Raw genomic sequence first — 16,155 nt, 5'->3', positions numbered from 1 at the left:
ATGAGCGCACTGACGGTCTTGGAGAGTGATTCCGCGTTTTCGGTGACGGTAGTCAGTTCCACGCATAAATACCGAACGTTCTTAGACAATCGTTCAGTACCACTGTCGTGTCTTCACTGGGCAAAGCTCTCGATAACACTTCTCATGGCTGTGTCTCTCTCCCAACAACTATGATTCTGTACATACTATGGACGGGTTATCCGCTATGGTTTGACTGCTGCAAACGATCCGTCAATTCCAGCTCAGTTCTGTTTGGCTCCCACAATTCGTTATTGGATATTGCTGATCGTTTCTGTCCGAGATCCACACTGCAGGGCCACACCCTGGGTAGTGTATTTCTGCTCTCCGTTGAACTCGCCCTTAATTCCGTTTCAACATACATAATGAAACAAAATTATATTATTTACCGGGTAGAAAAGAAATGTGTATCATGTCACGCCAACGAACGCGACGCGACATCATCCGTACCGCCGGTACGACTGCAGCGGGGTTGGCAGTTGTCTCCGGAAGCGCTGTAGCTAGTGAAAATACAGCCCAGTCGGAGTCGGTTCAGCCCACCTCCACGAAATCCTTCTCGATCACGTTTGAAGTCGCTTCAAACGGCGGAACAGGCGGTTACAGGGCGGAAGTCCCAGACAGCGATGCAACCTGTGAAACTGTCGATACCGGGTTCCTAGGTAATGACACAGTCAAACGGTACGACTCAAAAACTATCGTTCAGGGGAAGGTCAAACCCGACAAAGAAGACGAAATAAAGTTCGACACTGACGACGGCGAACGGCCTCCAGGCGACGATTGGTGGTCTGCGGATCCTGGGGTCGATGTCACTCTAGACACACCTTCGGGCAGCGAAACGCTTCAGTAGACGACCGCCCCGCACAACTATTCCACCTCTGCTCGCCAACAGCAGACGATCCGGTCTGGAGTCGTTGTGCGGACCTCGAACGATCCGAGCTCTGCGTTCTTATTCACGTCTATTGGTGTCACACCGCGGCCAAAGACGAACTCGCCATTGGTAATCGGTTCCCGAGCACCGGCTTCCAGTTAGCGCAAGTGAACTCCTGTCGCCTCGCTATCCCTACCCAAAACGAGAACCTACCCTGTGTGGCCATCGCGTTGCCTGTGTCTGTACTTACCCCTTCGATCGGCATGCCGATATTAGATCTTCTCTCGGGCCTTTAGCCGGGCGTCAGTTGCACGATCGTGGGAATCGCGTGGTCTCTGGTGGGAACGCCCGTCCAAGGATTTGATACATCTAAATTTAGATTTAGATAGAAACTACTTTATAATTCTATCCGTCACGTTCCCAGTACCGATGGACGAGCAGACACACACGCACCTCTCACGCAGACGCACACTCACTGCCAGCGCCGGCGTTCTCAGCGCTGGCCTCGCCGGTTGCATAACGAGCGGCGACACCGACGGAGACCCGGAATCGGGACCGACCGTCGCAGTCGCGTCGTTTTTCAGCTTCTATGACTTCGCGCGGAAGATCGTCGCCGACACGCCGATCACCGTCCGCAATCTCATTCCCACGGGGCTCCACGGCCACGGCTGGGAGCCGAACGCAAGCATCACCAAGGAGATCCTCGACGCCGACGCGCTCATTCACGTCGGCCCGGATTTTCAACCCTGGGTTGACCGCGCAATCGAATCACTGGACGACGACGACGCCGATACTCGCCGCATCAACGTTCGGGATGGCGTCGAACTCGTTGACCTCGCTGCGAGCCTCGACCGCGACGAGGAGGGCATCGGCCAGAACCGCGGCAAAGACCCTCACTTCTGGCTCGATCCGAACCGAGCCAAGCAGTCCATCGACAACCTCACCGAGGGGTTCGTTCAGCTCGCACCCTCCCACGAAAACACACTCCGAACGAACGCCGCCGCGTACAAATCCGGGGTCCTGGACGAGCTCGACGACGCATACGCCGCCATCTTCGACCGCGCCGACCGTGACGTCGTTCAGTTGGCCGCGCACAACGCGTTCCAATACCTCGGGACGGCTTACGACATCGAAATGCGGCCGCTGGTGGTGAACTTGGCCGCCAGCGGGACGGTCAAGGCATCCGACATCATGGACGCCAAGCAAACGATCGACGACAACGACATCACGTACATCGGTGCGGCCGTGTTCGAAACCCGCCGCCCCGCCGAACAGCTGCTCAGTGAAACCGACGTGGAAGCCTATTACCCAGTCACGCCCTACGCGGGCGTTCGCGAGGACTGGGTCCAGCAGGGCTGGGGCTACGAGGAGATCGCGCGTAACATCAACATGCCCACGTTCAAGCTCCTGCTCGGGAACGCGGCTCCGGACGACGTCGGGGGCGCCGAGTGGAACGCCACATGGAGGAACTTCGAATGACACCACACCACGACAACACTGCCGACACGCCCGCCATCGAGCTCGCCGATGTCGCGTTCGGGTACACAGCCACCCCGGTCGTCGAAGACATCTCCCTTGCGGTCTCACCCGGTGAGTACATCGGCGTCGTCGGGCCCAACGGCTCCGGGAAGTCCACGCTCATGAAGCTCATGCTCGGGCTGTTGCGGCCCGACCGTGGTCGTGCCCGCCTGTTCGGGGTTCCAGCACACCAGTTCGACACCGGTTCGCGCATCGGCTACGTCGCCCAACACGCGAGCGCTTCCAAGGAGATGCCGATCACCGTCCGGGAGGTGGTCAAGATGGGGCGGTTCCCACACGTCGGCTTCGGCCAGCTGTCGGCCGACGACTGGGCCGTCGTCGACGAGGCGCTGGACACGGTCGGCATGTCGGCGTTCGCCGACCGCCGCGTCACCGAGTTATCCGGCGGACAGCGACAGCGCGCGTTCATCGCTCGCGCGCTCGCCGGTGAGGCCGAACTGCTCGTGTTCGACGAACCCACGGTCGGCGTCGACATCGAGTCCGTGGCTGCGTTCTACGACCTGTTGGACGTGCTGCACGACGACGGTATCACGGTCGTGCTCATCGAACACGACCTGGGTGCGGTCACCGAGCACGCCGAGCGCGTCATCTGTCTCAACCGAGAACTACATTTCGACGGCCCCACGGCGGAGTTCGTCGACAGCGACGCGCTCGCACGCGCGTTCGGCACCACGACCGCCGTGCTCGGTGACGACTGATGACGGACGTGATCGTCCAGCCGGCAGTCATCGAACCGCTGCTCGGCCCGCTGTACTGGCTGCTTGGCGTCTGGTCGCAGCTCATGACCGGGGTTGCGCGTGCAACCGGCCTGGAGGTCCTCCAATACGGGTTCATGCACCGCGCGATCCTGGTTGGGCTCTGCATCGGCGTGATGGCCCCGCTCATCGGGACGTTCCTAGTCCACCGGCAACTCGCCCTCATAGGGGACGCCCTCGCCCACACTGGGTTCGCCGGCGTTGCCATCGGCCTGTTCTTGAACGCCGTCTTTGAGTTCGGGATCTCGCCGTACCTGACGGCGGTGATCGTGGCGATGGTCGCGGCGCTACTGATCGAGGTGATCTCGGAGACGACCGACGCGTACAACGACGTCTCGATGGCGATCGTGTTGTCCACTGGGTTCGCGCTCGGCACCACGCTCATCAGCATCAACGCTGGTGGGCTGGCCGTCGGCGTCAATCAGTTCCTGTTCGGGAACCTCTCGACGGTCTCCACCGACAGCGCCGCCATCCTCCTGGTGTTGTTCACGATCATCATCGGCGTTGTCGGAGTGACCCGCAACCAACTGCTGTACGTGACCTTCGATGAGACCGCCGCTGCGGTTTCCGGGCTGTCCGTGAACTGGTACAACCGCATCATGGTGATGCTGACCGCCATGGTCGTCGTCGGTGCCATGCAGATCATGGGCGTCATCCTCGTGGCGGCGATGCTCGTCGTCCCCGTGGCGGGAGCGTCACAGGTCGCTCGCAGTTTCAACGAATCACTGCTCGTGTCAGTCGTGCTCGCGGAAATCGCCGTGGTGTTGGGCATCGCCGTCTCCTACTACGGGGAAGCGACTGCCGGGGGAGTGATCGTGTTGCTCGCCGTTGGAGTCTACGTGCTCGCAGTCCTGGCGGGGAAGCTACAGACCGCCCTCACCGGCACTGAAACGCCGGAGATGGGGGCGATCTCCCCGAACTCGGACCCGACGACGACCGACGACTGAGCCACTGCTACTCGCCGGCGACGAGACAGTCTCCGTCACGCTGTTCGCGTGACGGCAGTGCGGCACGCGACCGCCACGCCAACGGCGATCGCCGCACGCGTGGTGTTCGTCAGCGAGACGCCGGTAATGGACGCCACTGTCGTCGTCAACGAAAACACGACGACCACCGGAAGCACCCAGCCAACCGCCACCACCCACGGGGTCGCCAGCCCGCTGAGGCGGCCGGCACCGGCCCGGAACTCAGCTGCTGCCTCCTCGCGCAGCACCCAACCGACGATCCCGAGGAACGCAAGCAAGCCTAGGGTCAGCATGACATCAACGACGGGGCCGGAGACGAACCGGAACGCCGGCCCGGCGAGCGCCAGCCCGCTGCCGGTGGCCGCGAGCAGCAGTGTCACTGCCGCCGTCGCGACCCGCCGGGAGGCGTTGTAGTTGTCGACAAGCGTCGCCACGGGGGTTTCGAGGAGGTTGATGCCGCTGGTCACGGCCGCCAACAGCACGGTGAAAAAGAAGACCGTGGCGACAACGTTGCCACCCGGGAGTGCACCGAACGCGGTTGCGAGGGCAACGAACAGTGCGCCGGGGCCGCCCTGTCCCGGGGTGATGCCCTGGGAGATCAACAACGGGAGGACGACCAGCCCGGCGAGCACGCCGATCGCCGTGTTGGAGATCGCGATCACGACCGTATCTCGTGGCAGCGAGGCGTCGTCGTCGAGGTAGGAGGCGTACGTGAGCATCGCGCCAGCGCCCAGTGAGAGCGTGAACAGTGCCTGCCCCGCGGCGGGACCAAGCACCGAAAAGAAATTCGCAGCGAGGTAGTCGGGGTCGAAGCCGAGGTAGAACGCGTAGCCGGCGGCGGTGTTGGGTTGGGTGGCCGTCCAGACAGCCAGCCCGCCGAGCAACACGACGACCGCGGGGAGCATGACTTTCGAGACGCGTTCGATCCCCTGGCTCACGCCGAAGAAGACGATCAAAGCGATGATCCCGAGGAACAGCAGATGGAATCCGACTGCAGGGAGGCCGTGGCTCGCGTGGCTGAAGTACTGTTGTGGCTGTGCGAAGTACGCGCCCGTCGGTGAGAGCAGTGTGTACCGGAGGATCCAGCCGCCGACAACCGAGTAGAACGACAGCATCACCACGGTGGTGATGACGTTGAACGTCCCCACTGCGGTCCCCCATCGGGAACCGATCAGCGAGCGGAGCGCGCCGATGGGTGTTTGGCGGCCACGCCGCCCGAGCACGAACTCCGCGAGCAGTCCCGGGACCCCGATGCCAACCACGAGCAACAGGTACATCGCGAGGAACGCGCTCCCGCCGTTGTCGGCGGTCAGCCAGGGGAACCGCCAGATGTTCCCGAGGCCTGCCGCACTGCCGACGGCTGCAAGCACGAACCCGACGTTCGACACCCACGAATCACGATCAACCATCAGTGCACAACACTGGACACTGTAGGGTGAAGTTTGTGTCGTTTCGGACCGTCACGGCGGGTTCGACGGCGGTTCAATCGGTGGCCGCCTGGATCTCTTTGATGCGGGGTGCACCCCGAATCCCACCGAGCAGTACGAGGATCGTGAGCTCGTCCCCGCCGGGCATCGGGTTGTCACCGGTGCGAAGCTGTACGGACCCGATCTCGTCGGCCAGCCAACTCTGGCCGTCGGACACCGCCGTCTGGTGGAGCCACTCCGGCGGCCCGGACACCACGAGCAACCCGCTCCTGGCCGCGTCCCGCGGGCAGTCGAACGTCAACCGGCCGTTTGTCGCCTGCCGCAGGGTCGTCTCCACCGCCTTGATCGACTCCACCTCGTCGACGGTCGTCTCATCCATCCCAACCAGCTCTCGGGCGCGATCCAGCAGCGAGCCGTCGTCCCCGTCGGTCCCGAGCGGCTGGCGGGCGAACCCGATCGTCGCCAGCCCGCCCTCGTCGAGCGTCGAAATGACCTCACTGGCGTCGACCACGCGTTGCCCCACGGACTCCGCAGTCACGGCCTCCCCGGCGCTGAACAGCGCCCCGAGTCGCATCGCTAACTCCGCGTTTAGCCCGTCGGTCACGTCTTCCACGTCGTTTCTGTCGTCAACCCAGGCGTCGTTGTCGAACACGAGCTGTGCGTTCGCCGCGCTCTCGAAGGCCGCAATCGCGCGTGCCGGGTTCTCCGGCGGAACCTCCTCGTGGGTCGCCGGCAGCACCGACACCGCGTACACCGGCCGGTCGTAGATGCGCTGCAACGCGTCGGTGAGTTTCGGCGCGATCACTGACCCGGTCGCCCCGCCAACCCCTGCGATCACGATGATCGCGGCCGCATCCGAGGTGATCGCCGAGTCGACCGCCCGCCGCATCTCGACGTGATCGTCCTCGGCGAGCGCCTCGATGCGCTCCCGGGGACTGTCGGCATCACCCCCGAACCCGCTGTGCCCGAAGTGGTGGCGATCCTCCTCGGAGACGGCGTCGAGCGCAGCCAGCGCACCGCGGTCGGTCTCAAGCACCGACCCGCCGGCCAGGTACGACGCCTCTCGTGTGCTGTCATCTTCGTGGAGCGCATCGACGATGCGTCCGCCGGCACCGCCGACTCCAATGGCGACAACGCGCATACCACCGTATTCAGCCACGACACGTAAAAGCACTCAGGAACGTGCGTGCGCCACTCCCCCACAATCAGTCGGGACTCGCGCATTCGAAAACGCATATCGGTCCCCAGTGCCGAGTGCGGGTATGACTGAACTCGCAGGGACCGTTCTCGCCGGCGACGCCTTCGAGCCGACCCGGGGACGTGTCGTGATCGATGACGGCCGCATCGACGCCGTCGAGGAAGACACCCACGTCGATTCCGAAGACATCATTCTCCCCGCGTTCGTGAACGCCCACACCCATCTCGGCGACTCCATCGCGAAAGAAGCGGCCGTGGGGCTCTCCCTGGACGACGCCGTAGCGCCGCCGAACAGCCTGAAACATCGGCGTCTGGCGGCCGCCGACGACGACGACCTGGTGGCAGCGATGCGCCACACGCTCACGTTCATGCACCAGACCGGCACCGTTGCCTGCCTGGACTTCCGGGAGTCCGGCCGCCCCGGCACGGAGGCACTGCGCGCCGCCGCCGACACCGTCGACGTGACGCCGTTCATCTTCGGCAGCGGGGACCCGGACGTGCTCGACATCGCCGACGGCTACGGCGCGTCCGGTGCCAACGACAACGACTTCGCCGACGAACGCGCCGCCTGCACGCGTCGCGACGCCCCGTTCGCGATCCACGCCGGCGAACCCGACGCCACCGACATCCATCCGGCCCTGGACCTGGAGCCCGACCTCCTCGTGCACATGGTGCATGCCGAGGACACCCACCTCACGCGTGTCGCTGACCAGTCGGTCCCGATCGCGGTCTGTCCACGAGCAAACACGGTGCTCGATGTCGGCGACGCACCGATCCCCGCCCTCCTCGATCACACCACCGTTGCGCTCGGCACTGACAACGTGATGTTGAACCCGCCGTCGATGTTCCGGGAGATGGCCACCACCGCCAAGCGCTTCGACGTCTCCGCCACCGATGTCCTGCGAATGGCGACCACCGCCGGTGCCGAGATCGCCGGCCTCGACTGCGGCGTCATCGAACCCGGGCGGCGCGCCGCCCTCGTGGTGCTGGACGGCGATTCACACAACCTCCGCAACGCCGTCGATCCCGTGCAGGCGGTCGTGCGGCGCGCGACCGGCCTCGACGTCAAGCGCGTGCTCACGTAGCGATTCCGGGCACCCTACAGCTTCCGCGTCCACGCCGCCGTGTCGAACTGTTCGGCTGCGAGCGTGCGCGCCGCCTCCCGAGTCGCCGCCGACAGCGATCCCCGCCGCGTTTCGAACGTGTCCCCGATCGCCGCAACGAGTGCATCGACGATCGTGGCACGCGACGCGTCAGTGTGATCAGTCATCACTGCAACCCGCTTTTCGGCGGACGCCACGGCCTTATCCGAGAGTTTCTCTTCCCCGATCCGGAGCACGCGAAGCATCCGCTCGATGTCCAGATCGTAGCTCATCGTCGTGTGGTGCAACACCGCCCCGTCAGTCCGCAGCTGCGCCGCCCCGCCGAGCTTGCCGTCGGCGTGCACAATGTCGTTCAGCGGCTCGTAGCTGGCGTCGATGCCGACAGCCTGCAGGGCGTCGATGGCCCACTGGTCGAGGTACACGTAGCTGTCGGCAACGTCGTCGGGAACGTCCTCGGGCGGGAGGTACAGCGAGTACGTCAGCACCGCACCGGGTTCGACGTACATCGCCCCGCCACCGGTCGCGCGCCGCACCACGTCGATGTCGTGGCGCTCCACGTAGTCGGTGGCGACCTCGTCCTCGTAGGACTGGAACCGCCCGATCGGGACCGCGGGGGCGTCCCGGTACCACACCCGGAGTGTTGGCCCGATGTCGCCAGCCGCAACCTTGTCCGCAAGCACACGTTCGAGGGCCTGCTGGACCGGCTCGCTGTACGTGCCGTCGGTGATGACGCGAAGCGTCACGCGATCGCCTCCATGGTGGCGGCGGCCAGATCGCGCGCCTCGAACCCGATCAGACGGGCGTCCACGTCCGCGATCGCCTCCCGGAGCGTGGCGGCGTCGACGTCCACCGGGTGCCCTTCGATCGCGCGCTCCAGGTGTGGGCGCGCCTCCGGCGGTTCGAGGAAGAAATCGCCAGTCACGCGCACCGACGTGATGCGATCGTTGGCTGTCAGCGACACGCTAACGAGCTTGCCGTCCGGGACCTTGACTGTTCCGTGCTGCGCCATATCAGTCCGTGTGCGCGACCGGCCGTAAGTTCCCTGGGTGGTCTCGGACCCGGAACCGGCACGACACTATCCATCCATCACACGTTTCCCCGCGGCCCTCCTCGGTCACCCCATGATCGTCGTACACGCAACGTTCCGATTCGACCCCGACGCGCGCGACGACGCCCTCGAACTGATCGCGGACCTCGTCGAGCAGTCACAGACCGAGGACGGACTGATCGACTACCGCGCCGCGGTCGACGTTTCGGACCCCAACGTGGTTCGGTTCTTCGAGCAGTACGAGGACGCCGCCGCGTTCGACGCCCACTCGCAGACCGACCACTTCCAGGCGTTCGAACAGCAGCTTCCGGAGTTGCTCGCGGGCGAGCCGGAGATCCGCCGGTTCGATGTCGATTCCGTCACCGAGCCACCCCTGTAACCCGGCCGCCGCGCTCCTGCCGACTGGCCCCGTCTCACTGGTGTTTCGGGGGCGTCTCATCGCGCTCCCGTTCGAGAGTGCGCCGTCGAGCCGTGAACTCCTCGTCGTCAATGTCGCCGGCCGCGTAGCGCTCCCGCAGCACTGCCATGGCGGTGTCGCCGCCGGTCGCCCCATCATCGTCCATGGCACGGCGGACACGGACCACGAGATACCCCATCGCTACCACGAGTGCAGCCAGGACGACCAGCCACAGGACAGTCGAGATCAGCCCCCCGGCCATGCCGCCCCCCATCGGCCCGTGCGCACCATGGTGTGGCCCCATTTGTGCGAGCCCAGTGTGTCGAATCATTCGTTGGACACCTCCTCGTGTGTGTGTACGCCAGCCCCACAGTTAACCAAGGGGGCCGTTCTCGCACTCCGGGAACACAGCCGAACGCACATTCATACGCCGACTCCCGGTGCCTACTGTAATCCCGGTATCGCCGCCAGCAGCCGGTAGAGTCCGAAACTGAGCACCGCCCCGCCCACCATCGACCCGACCCACGCCGCCACCGTGTAGCCCGTCTTCGTGACCGACACGCCGCCAGTGTCGGCCGCTCCACCGACGAGCCCGGCCCCGATGATGCTTGAGATCATCACCTTATTGAACGAGATCGGGTAGCCGAACATGATCGCCGCCTGTGCGGTCAGAAACGCCGGGATGAACGCCGCGATCGACCGCTTCGGGCCAAGCGACGCGTACTCCCTGGCGACCGCCTGGATCAGTCGCGGCGACCGCACCCAGCCGCCAACCAGGATGCCAACGCCGCCGAGAACCAGCAGGTATATCGCCGGCAGATCCAGCGCGGACTCGAACACTGGCTCCAGGGGCCCCGTGGCAAGCCCCACCTGGGATCCGCCGCTGGTGAACAGGACGGCCAGCGCAAGCCCCACCAGCAGCCGGTGGATGCCGGTCGTCACGTCCCGCCGCAACTGCCAGTACATCGCGCCCGCGAGCACCACCGCAATAGCGCCGGCGACGCCCAGTGCGGTGGTGGGCACCACCCCCGCAGGGAGGTGGCGCGCGACGACGCCGGCGACCGTGGCCCGCGCGCCCTGTGGCGCGGGCAGCACCGACAGCCGAATCATCGCCAACGCATACCCGACACCGCCCGCGAGCACGGGCACTGTCACGTGGTCCGGAACACGGTCACCGATCAGCACCCGAGCGAGCGCGTACGCGAGCACGCCCTCGACGATCGGGATCGCGAACCAGAACCCCAGAATGTTGAGATACGTGCCGACCGCGAACCCGCCCCCGAGTGCGACGCCCGCCCCGACCGCAGCGCCGGTGACGGTGAACGCCGACGGGATCGGGTATCCCCGTGAGTTCCCGATCGTGATGAGGGTGGCGGCGGTCAGCAGCGTCGCCGCGGCGGCCAGGGGTGTGATCGTGACACCGGTGACGAGTCCATGCCCGATGGTTTCGGAGATGCTGCCGCCCTGGGAGATCGCGCCCAGCCCGGCCACGATCCCGACCAGCAACGCCCCACGCAGCGTCGACAGCGCGTTCGCGCCCACCGCCGGCGCGATCGGTGCGGAGTTGCTGTTCGCGCCGACGGTGAACGCCATGAACATCGATGCAACGAGCGCCACGAGTGCGAGAAGCGAAGCCATGAATGAAATCCGTCTCCCCGTGCTGGGCTGTTCTCACGAGTCCGTCCGTATGGATGCGTCGATCGCGGACGCAACCACGCCCGCCATCCACTCAGAACCGCCCGCGGGCGCCGTCCTCGCGAACGTCAGTGCTGAACACAGCTGTCACGTCCGCCGTGGTGCCACGGCTCGAATACACCGTTACTTCGTCACCGGGGGTGATCGTCGTCTCCGAGCGCGCGATCTCCGCCTCCCCGTCGCCCGTCCGGACCGCGACAACCAGGACGTCGTCGGGCAACACCCCCGTCGACCGCGCATCCACGAGCATCGTGTCCGCGATCGGCGCGTCAGCGCCCACCGTGATCCGGAACACGGCCGCGTCACCAGCAACCGGCATGGACTCCGATACGGCGGGCTGTCTGGCAACCCGGTACAGTGATTCGGCGGCGAGATCGTGCAGCCCGGCAACCGTGTAGACGCCCAACTCCGCAAACAGGTGGCGGTGCGCCGGGCGCTGTAGCAGCGACACAACCGTGGGGATGTCGTGTTCGGCCCCGAGCAGACACACGAAGAGATTCGTCGGATCCCGCCCAGTGGTGGTGATCAGGGCGTCGGCGCGGTCGGCCCCTGCGTCCTGGATCGTCGACTCGTCCGTGGCGTCGGCGTGCAACACCGCACAGTCGTAGGCGTCGGCGATCTCGTTCGCGCGCCCCCCGTCCTGCTCGACGACGACGACCTCGTTCCCGGATCCAGTCGCAACGTCCACCAGCGGCGCTCCGACCGTCCCCGCTCCGACGATGATGACCTGCATCACTGTCGCGTTCACAACGCGGATAAATCCTCGCTTCGGTTGTTCACCCACTGACCGCCACGGCGTGGGGGTGCCGGCTCCCGCCCCGCCTCACAGCTCCTCTTTCATCTCGCCGCGCCGGTAGCGCTCACGCAGCTCGTACCCGGTGACGCGGCCGCCGTCGTCGAGCGTGATCTCGTATCGGCCGATGATGTCCTGGGTGTCGGGGACGGCGCTCCGCTCGACCACTTCGGCGAGGATTCGCCACCCGCCGTCGGCCCCCGACTCGGCGGTGATGATGCCGTCGAAGGGGTGTTCGAGCAGCTCGGCAACGGCCTCCCGAGCACGCGCCTGGGCGTCAGCGAGCCCGATCGGCGACGATCCCGCTGTGTCGCCGTCGGGGGTCTCATCCGTGCCGTCCGGTTGGTCGGCTACTGGATCGTCCATGCGTGTGCGTAGTCGGGTGCCATCACGAAAGCGTTACTCCGCGGTCAGCCAGCGTCTCCTCGATCACGTCCCGGAGCGCCTCGACGTCGCTTCGCTGGCTCACCTTCGACGCCAGCACGTCCGTACACACGTCCACGACGGTGTCGGCGTCCGGGTCGTCGGCCGCAGTCAGCCCTTCGGCCGCCATGATCGCGGCGCGGGTGCCGACGGTGATCTCCAGGCGCTCCCGGAGTTCGCGCATCATCCCCACGATGGCCGCGACCGGCACGTCGGCCGCCTCGACGTGCGCACGAACGATGGCGGTCTCGGTCTCGGCATCGTAGAAGTCCATGTGCAGCCCGACCAGCCGGTCGAGCAACGCGTCCTGTGGCTCGTGAACGCCGGCGTACTCGACGGAGTTCGAGGTCAGGATCGTTCGGAACGCCGGATGCACGTCGACGTACCGCGACGCCCCGCGTTTGCCGGGGAGCTCGAGGACGCCCTCCTCGAACACCGACAGCAACACGTTGTTGGCCACTGGTTTGGTGCGCGAGAACTCGTTGTACACGAGCGTCGCGCCCTCCTGGACGGCCAGCGTCAGCGGGTTGTCAACCCAGCGGTCACGGACGATGTCCTTGCGCTTGACGACGTTGTGGATGAACTGGTCGTGCTCCGAGATGCGCTCGGTCTCGGCGTACTCCCCGACCAGATCACTCGTCGTGAGGTCGGCGTCCCCGTTGACCCAGACCACCGGCCGGTCACGCGTCCGAGCGACGTGCATCGCCACTGCGGTCTTCCCGCAGCCAGTCGGTCCGATCAAGTGAACCGGTCGGTCGACGCTGAGCCACCGCCGCATGCGGTCGGTGACCCGCGCCACCGCGTCGGTCTCGATGAACGACTGCTCGTCGGGAATGAACGCGTCGCCGACGCGGTCGCCTGCCTGCTCGGAATCGGTGTCCCGCGCGTCCGCGAGCCGCTTGAGTTCCTTGTCCTCGCTGCCCCGTGACTGACGCTTATCGCTGCGCGAGGACCGGATTTTCGACCCTCTGACCTTGCGGTTCCGTGAGGTGTCGGTCATGCGTGATCATCCGGCCGGAGCGGAACGTCCTCGCCGTACTCGTCGCGGTAGCCGTCGATGGTCATCTCATGGGTCTGGAGGTGGGGCTCAGTGATCGCCTGGTAGTACTCCTCGCACACCCGACACTGCACCATGTCCTCGGGCGTGTCGTCCTCTTCGGGCTGTGCCCTGGTGACTGTGGCCTGGCCCGACAGCACGTCCGTCTGGGCAGTGGTGTCGTCGGCGTCCGTCTGGGCAGTGGCGTCGTCGGTGTGTCCGTAGAACGCACGTGCGTACGCAGCAAACGACGCCGCAGTGTCGTCGAAGTCAGCCCGCGTTGCCGCGATGTCAGCGGTCAGCGCGGGGACGGCACTCTCGTGCACGTCGTGCCGGTACGCCTCGAACCCCTCCTGTTTGGCGGTGAACGACGCCGCCGTCTCAGCGGCGTCCGCGTGCAACGCCCCGACGGCGGGGGCGAACTCGTCGGTGGTGTAGTCCTCGAAGTCGGTCGTGACGGCACGGAACTCCTCGCGCAGCGCTTCGATGTCGCGGTGCAGCGCCGAAACGTCGTGCATAGCGGCGGCGTCGGCAGCGAACGCGGTGGTGTAGGCGTCGAACGCCGCTGCCGTGGCTTCGAGGTCCGCCCGGAGCGCGGCGGTCTCGTCGTGGTGAGTGCTGACAGCAGTGGCGAACGACTCACAGTACGCGTCCACGGCCGCCCGCATGTCACGGATGTTCTCCCGGTGCCGGCTGTCCGTACGGATGCTGTTGACGTCCGCGGCGAACTCCTCGGCGTACGCGTCCATCGCCTCGCGGACGTCGGTGACTGCCGCCCGGGCTTCGATCATCGCCTCTCGGTGGTCTGTAACCGTCATTGTCTGGGTGGAATGGGGCTAAGAAAGCGGCGTGGTGTGGTTGTGTTCGATGCATCTCCCTGGTTGCTCACCGGAGTGCTCTCGCTACGCCTCGGGTGCCGGTTCGGGGGCCTCGGCACCCGCAGTGAGTTCTGCCTGTTCGATTTTCGCGATTTCCTCGGCGTAGTGGAGGAACGTGTCGACCGATGCGGCCACGACGCGGGCCTCGACGGTCAGGATCTCGATCCCGACAAGCGAGATGCGAGCCCACACGTCGACGACAACGCCTTTGTCCAGTACACGGTCGAGAACCTCCGCCAAGCTTGAGGAGTCTGGTTGCGCCATAGTGATCTGGGTGGTACCCACCCGCAACTACAGGGAGTGTCCGGAAAACCGCCGTTGTGAGTTCAACCCCCGTTTCGGCGCTCGTAATAGTTCGCTGATTTGTACAAAATCTTGAACAAGATAAAAATGCGTTCGGATTGTTTCAACACTTGTAATGGTAGTCGAACTGAATATTACGGGTCGAAACTCCAGGTAACAGAGCGTTGAGACAGTCACGCCGCGAGGTGACCACCGGCACCACACGACCGACGACCACACAGACCGACCAATGAGCGCACGCACGCCACTCCACGCACCCCCATCCCACGAGGGGATCGCACACTTCCCCCGCGAGATCCGGCGGTTTTTCACCGGCGAGCCGGGCCAGACGCTGCTGGTCAACGGTGCCCCAGGCACGGGCAAAACGCTGTTCACGATCCGCGGCCTCGACGTGCTGAGCCGAGAGGGAGACGTGCTCTACGTGTCCACGCGCGTTGATCAGGAGACCGTCTACGAGATGTACGTCGAAGGGCACGCCGCACTGGACAGAACAGCACTGCTCGACCTTTCACAGGACCCGTTCGGGTTGCCGATGGATGTCGACGTTCCCTTCGAGACGCTGAACCTGGAGTCGTTGCTCTCGTGGGTCGACGCCATCAGCGCCCCGGCCACCAAGCTCACACTCGCCTTCGACAGCTGGCGGCTGGTCTACGAGTATCTAGCCGCCCGCCACGACTCCCCACCCAGCATCGAAACCGTCACCAACCAACTCGTGGCGCTCGCCCGCGACGCCGGCGTGCGCCTCGTGTTGGTGTCCGAGACGGCCACCCAGTCGCCACTGGAGTACATCGTCGACGGCGTCGTGACACTCCACGTGACGGACAACGAGCGCGGCCGCACCAGACGCCAGCTGCGGTTAGAGAAGCTCCGTGGCGTCCGCATCGAGAACCGCCTACAGCCGTTCACGCTGGCCGACGGACAGTTCAAAGCCATCACACCGGTCGAGCTGTCGACCACGCAGTCGGTCCCCGACGAGGCGACCTGGGAGCCGTTGGCGAACCCGACGGCGCGATTCTCCACGGGGATCCGAGACCTCGATACCATCCTCTCGGGGGGGTTCAATCGCGGCGGGGTCGTCCACCTCGATCTGGGGGCCGACCTGTCCCGCGATGCCTGGAGCGTGCTGGTGTTGCCGGCGATCCGGAACTTCCTCGCAAACGAGATGGGGGTCGCCGTCGTCCCCCCCAAGGAGGGCAGCCCGGGGTTGCTGCACAACGACCTCAGCGCGGTCCTCTCCAAGGCGGTGTTCGACACGCACTGCCACGTCTTCGAGACGTACGCCGGCCCCACGCGAGACCACGACGACGCAGTGGATCCCGACCGACTGCCCGGCCACGACACCACGCCGACCGAACACGGGACGCTGTCCTACGACCCGTATATCGCCCGCGCCGAACGGATCCGAGAGCACAGTGACGGGCCGCTGCTACACGTCATTAGCATGGATACAGCCTACCACGCCTTCGAAACCCGCCTGGGCGACTTCGCGAACTACGTCGCCCTGCACAACGACGCAAGCGTTCTCATCACCAAGCCAGGGACCGCCCTCCGCACGCGAGCAGACCGCGTCGCGGACATGCACTTCCGACTGGAGTGTGCCGGCGACGCCATCGTGCTGTACGGCGAAACCCCGCTCACGCCGCTGCTCGGAATCGGCGTCGACCAGTCCGGCACGATCCCGGAAATCACGCTCACGGAGATGGTGTGACC

18 protein-coding genes are annotated in these 16,155 nt (G+C 65.4%); 7 read left to right on the top strand and 11 right to left on the bottom strand.

The annotated features are described in order from the left end of the window. The first annotated feature begins 430 nt into the window (after nucleotides 1-430). The 4 genes from JRZ79_RS24810 to JRZ79_RS24795 all read left to right on the top strand — a co-directional run bounded on the left by JRZ79_RS24810 (nucleotide 431) and on the right by JRZ79_RS24795 (nucleotide 4,127). Nucleotides 431-865 (top strand): hypothetical protein, encoded by a 435-nt coding sequence (locus JRZ79_RS24810; protein ID WP_162829057.1) that lies wholly within the window; start codon nucleotides 431-433, stop codon nucleotides 863-865. A 450-nt stretch (nucleotides 866-1,315) separates the two neighbouring features. After that, a complete protein-coding gene (locus JRZ79_RS24805) occupies nucleotides 1,316-2,365 on the top strand; it encodes a metal ABC transporter substrate-binding protein (RefSeq protein WP_010904123.1) in 1,050 nt (349 codons plus the stop codon). Further along, nucleotides 2,347-3,123 carry a metal ABC transporter ATP-binding protein gene (locus JRZ79_RS24800; protein WP_010904122.1) on the top strand — a complete coding sequence of 259 codons (777 nt, stop codon included), beginning with the start codon at nucleotides 2,347-2,349 and terminating at the stop codon, nucleotides 3,121-3,123. The genes JRZ79_RS24805 and JRZ79_RS24800 overlap by 19 nt, the downstream gene beginning before the upstream one ends. Next, nucleotides 3,123-4,127, top strand: coding sequence for a metal ABC transporter permease (locus tag JRZ79_RS24795; protein ID WP_010904121.1), 1,005 nt, complete (start codon nucleotides 3,123-3,125; stop codon nucleotides 4,125-4,127). Before JRZ79_RS24800 ends, JRZ79_RS24795 begins: the two co-directional genes overlap by 1 nt. Nucleotides 4,128-4,162: 35 nt before the next feature. Here JRZ79_RS24795 and JRZ79_RS24790 read toward each other — a convergent pair whose 3' ends face one another. After that, nucleotides 4,163-5,554: a sodium-dependent transporter gene (locus tag JRZ79_RS24790; protein WP_012289631.1), complete on the bottom strand. Its 1,392-nt coding sequence runs from the start codon at nucleotides 5,552-5,554 to the stop codon at nucleotides 4,163-4,165. 73 nt (nucleotides 5,555-5,627) lie between these two features. Beyond that, entirely contained in the window at nucleotides 5,628-6,713 is a 1,086-nt protein-coding gene (locus JRZ79_RS24785) for a tubulin/FtsZ family protein (protein ID WP_010904119.1), read from the bottom strand. A gap of 121 nt (nucleotides 6,714-6,834) precedes the next feature. On the opposite strand from JRZ79_RS24785, the gene JRZ79_RS24780 reads away from it, so the two are divergent. Next, nucleotides 6,835-7,854 (top strand): amidohydrolase family protein, encoded by a 1,020-nt coding sequence (locus JRZ79_RS24780; RefSeq protein ID WP_012289630.1) that lies wholly within the window; start codon nucleotides 6,835-6,837, stop codon nucleotides 7,852-7,854. Between the two features lie 14 nt (nucleotides 7,855-7,868). Here JRZ79_RS24780 and JRZ79_RS24775 read toward each other — a convergent pair whose 3' ends face one another. Together JRZ79_RS24775 and JRZ79_RS24770 are read right to left on the bottom strand one after the other, a co-directional pair. After that, entirely contained in the window at nucleotides 7,869-8,615 is a 747-nt protein-coding gene (locus JRZ79_RS24775; RefSeq protein ID WP_012289629.1) for a biotin/lipoate A/B protein ligase family protein, read from the bottom strand. After that, the gene (locus JRZ79_RS24770; RefSeq protein WP_010904116.1) at nucleotides 8,612-8,881 is read right to left on the bottom strand and encodes a hypothetical protein; all 270 of its coding nucleotides are present in this window, start codon (nucleotides 8,879-8,881) and stop codon (nucleotides 8,612-8,614) included. The genes JRZ79_RS24775 and JRZ79_RS24770 overlap by 4 nt, the downstream gene beginning before the upstream one ends. A gap of 112 nt (nucleotides 8,882-8,993) precedes the next feature. On the opposite strand from JRZ79_RS24770, the gene JRZ79_RS24765 reads away from it, so the two are divergent. Continuing rightward, nucleotides 8,994-9,299: a putative quinol monooxygenase gene (locus JRZ79_RS24765; RefSeq protein ID WP_010904115.1), complete on the top strand. Its 306-nt coding sequence runs from the start codon at nucleotides 8,994-8,996 to the stop codon at nucleotides 9,297-9,299. Nucleotides 9,300-9,333: 34 nt separating this feature from the next. Here JRZ79_RS24765 and JRZ79_RS24760 read toward each other — a convergent pair whose 3' ends face one another. From JRZ79_RS24760 to gvpA, 7 genes are all read right to left on the bottom strand, one after another. Then, a complete protein-coding gene (locus JRZ79_RS24760) occupies nucleotides 9,334-9,648 on the bottom strand; it encodes an SHOCT domain-containing protein (protein ID WP_010904114.1) in 315 nt (104 codons plus the stop codon). Between the two features lie 113 nt (nucleotides 9,649-9,761). Next, nucleotides 9,762-10,955 (bottom strand): inorganic phosphate transporter, encoded by a 1,194-nt coding sequence (locus JRZ79_RS24755; RefSeq protein WP_010904113.1) that lies wholly within the window; start codon nucleotides 10,953-10,955, stop codon nucleotides 9,762-9,764. A 91-nt stretch (nucleotides 10,956-11,046) separates the two neighbouring features. Continuing rightward, nucleotides 11,047-11,745: a TrkA family potassium uptake protein gene (locus JRZ79_RS24750; protein ID WP_010904112.1), complete on the bottom strand. Its 699-nt coding sequence runs from the start codon at nucleotides 11,743-11,745 to the stop codon at nucleotides 11,047-11,049. 90 nt (nucleotides 11,746-11,835) lie between these two features. Continuing rightward, a complete protein-coding gene (gene gvpO, locus JRZ79_RS24745; protein ID WP_010904111.1) occupies nucleotides 11,836-12,171 on the bottom strand; it encodes a gas vesicle protein GvpO in 336 nt (111 codons plus the stop codon). Between the two features lie 22 nt (nucleotides 12,172-12,193). Continuing rightward, nucleotides 12,194-13,228, bottom strand: coding sequence for a gas vesicle protein GvpN (gene gvpN / locus JRZ79_RS24740; RefSeq protein WP_010904110.1), 1,035 nt, complete (start codon nucleotides 13,226-13,228; stop codon nucleotides 12,194-12,196). Beyond that, nucleotides 13,225-14,082, bottom strand: coding sequence for a gas vesicle protein GvpC (gene gvpC / locus JRZ79_RS24735; protein ID WP_012289628.1), 858 nt, complete (start codon nucleotides 14,080-14,082; stop codon nucleotides 13,225-13,227). Before gvpC ends, gvpN begins: the two co-directional genes overlap by 4 nt. Before the next feature lie 84 nt (nucleotides 14,083-14,166). Beyond that, nucleotides 14,167-14,406, bottom strand: coding sequence for a gas vesicle structural protein GvpA (gene gvpA / locus JRZ79_RS24730; protein ID WP_010904108.1), 240 nt, complete (start codon nucleotides 14,404-14,406; stop codon nucleotides 14,167-14,169). Between the two features lie 268 nt (nucleotides 14,407-14,674). On the opposite strand from gvpA, the gene gvpD reads away from it, so the two are divergent. Beyond that, complete coding sequence (gene gvpD / locus JRZ79_RS24725; RefSeq protein WP_010904107.1) at nucleotides 14,675-16,153, top strand: gas vesicle protein GvpD; 1,479 nt, start codon at nucleotides 14,675-14,677, stop codon at nucleotides 16,151-16,153. Nucleotides 16,154-16,155 lie beyond the last annotated feature (2 nt).

Origin of the sequence: Halobacterium sp. BOL4-2, from assembly GCF_016917835.2 — an archaeon.
Taxonomy (GTDB): domain Archaea; phylum Halobacteriota; class Halobacteria; order Halobacteriales; family Halobacteriaceae; genus Halobacterium; species Halobacterium salinarum.
Note: the sequence above shows the minus strand (reverse complement) of the source record. Positions and strands in the feature narration are given on the sequence as shown.

What these genes read in the sequence shown, in the direction of transcription:
- JRZ79_RS24765 (WP_010904115.1), top strand. Translation starts at nt 8,994, where the DNA reads ATGATCGTCGTACACGCAACGTTCCGATTCGACCCCGACGCGCGCGAC.
- gvpN (WP_010904110.1), bottom strand. Translation starts at nt 13,228, where the DNA reads ATGACCGACACCTCACGGAACCGCAAGGTCAGAGGGTCGAAAATCCGG.
- JRZ79_RS24805 (WP_010904123.1), top strand. Translation starts at nt 1,316, where the DNA reads ATGGACGAGCAGACACACACGCACCTCTCACGCAGACGCACACTCACT.
- JRZ79_RS24760 (WP_010904114.1), bottom strand. Translation starts at nt 9,648, where the DNA reads ATGATTCGACACACTGGGCTCGCACAAATGGGGCCACACCATGGTGCG.
- gvpD (WP_010904107.1), top strand. Translation starts at nt 14,675, where the DNA reads ATGAGCGCACGCACGCCACTCCACGCACCCCCATCCCACGAGGGGATC.
- JRZ79_RS24810 (WP_162829057.1), top strand. Translation starts at nt 431, where the DNA reads ATGTCACGCCAACGAACGCGACGCGACATCATCCGTACCGCCGGTACG.
- JRZ79_RS24755 (WP_010904113.1), bottom strand. Translation starts at nt 10,955, where the DNA reads ATGGCTTCGCTTCTCGCACTCGTGGCGCTCGTTGCATCGATGTTCATG.
- JRZ79_RS24780 (WP_012289630.1), top strand. Translation starts at nt 6,835, where the DNA reads ATGACTGAACTCGCAGGGACCGTTCTCGCCGGCGACGCCTTCGAGCCG.
- JRZ79_RS24790 (WP_012289631.1), bottom strand. Translation starts at nt 5,554, where the DNA reads ATGGTTGATCGTGATTCGTGGGTGTCGAACGTCGGGTTCGTGCTTGCA.
- JRZ79_RS24750 (WP_010904112.1), bottom strand. Translation starts at nt 11,745, where the DNA reads ATGCAGGTCATCATCGTCGGAGCGGGGACGGTCGGAGCGCCGCTGGTG.
- gvpC (WP_012289628.1), bottom strand. Translation starts at nt 14,082, where the DNA reads ATGACGGTTACAGACCACCGAGAGGCGATGATCGAAGCCCGGGCGGCA.
- JRZ79_RS24800 (WP_010904122.1), top strand. Translation starts at nt 2,347, where the DNA reads ATGGAGGAACTTCGAATGACACCACACCACGACAACACTGCCGACACG.
- JRZ79_RS24770 (WP_010904116.1), bottom strand. Translation starts at nt 8,881, where the DNA reads ATGGCGCAGCACGGAACAGTCAAGGTCCCGGACGGCAAGCTCGTTAGC.
- gvpO (WP_010904111.1), bottom strand. Translation starts at nt 12,171, where the DNA reads ATGGACGATCCAGTAGCCGACCAACCGGACGGCACGGATGAGACCCCC.
- gvpA (WP_010904108.1), bottom strand. Translation starts at nt 14,406, where the DNA reads ATGGCGCAACCAGACTCCTCAAGCTTGGCGGAGGTTCTCGACCGTGTA.
- JRZ79_RS24795 (WP_010904121.1), top strand. Translation starts at nt 3,123, where the DNA reads ATGACGGACGTGATCGTCCAGCCGGCAGTCATCGAACCGCTGCTCGGC.
- JRZ79_RS24785 (WP_010904119.1), bottom strand. Translation starts at nt 6,713, where the DNA reads ATGCGCGTTGTCGCCATTGGAGTCGGCGGTGCCGGCGGACGCATCGTC.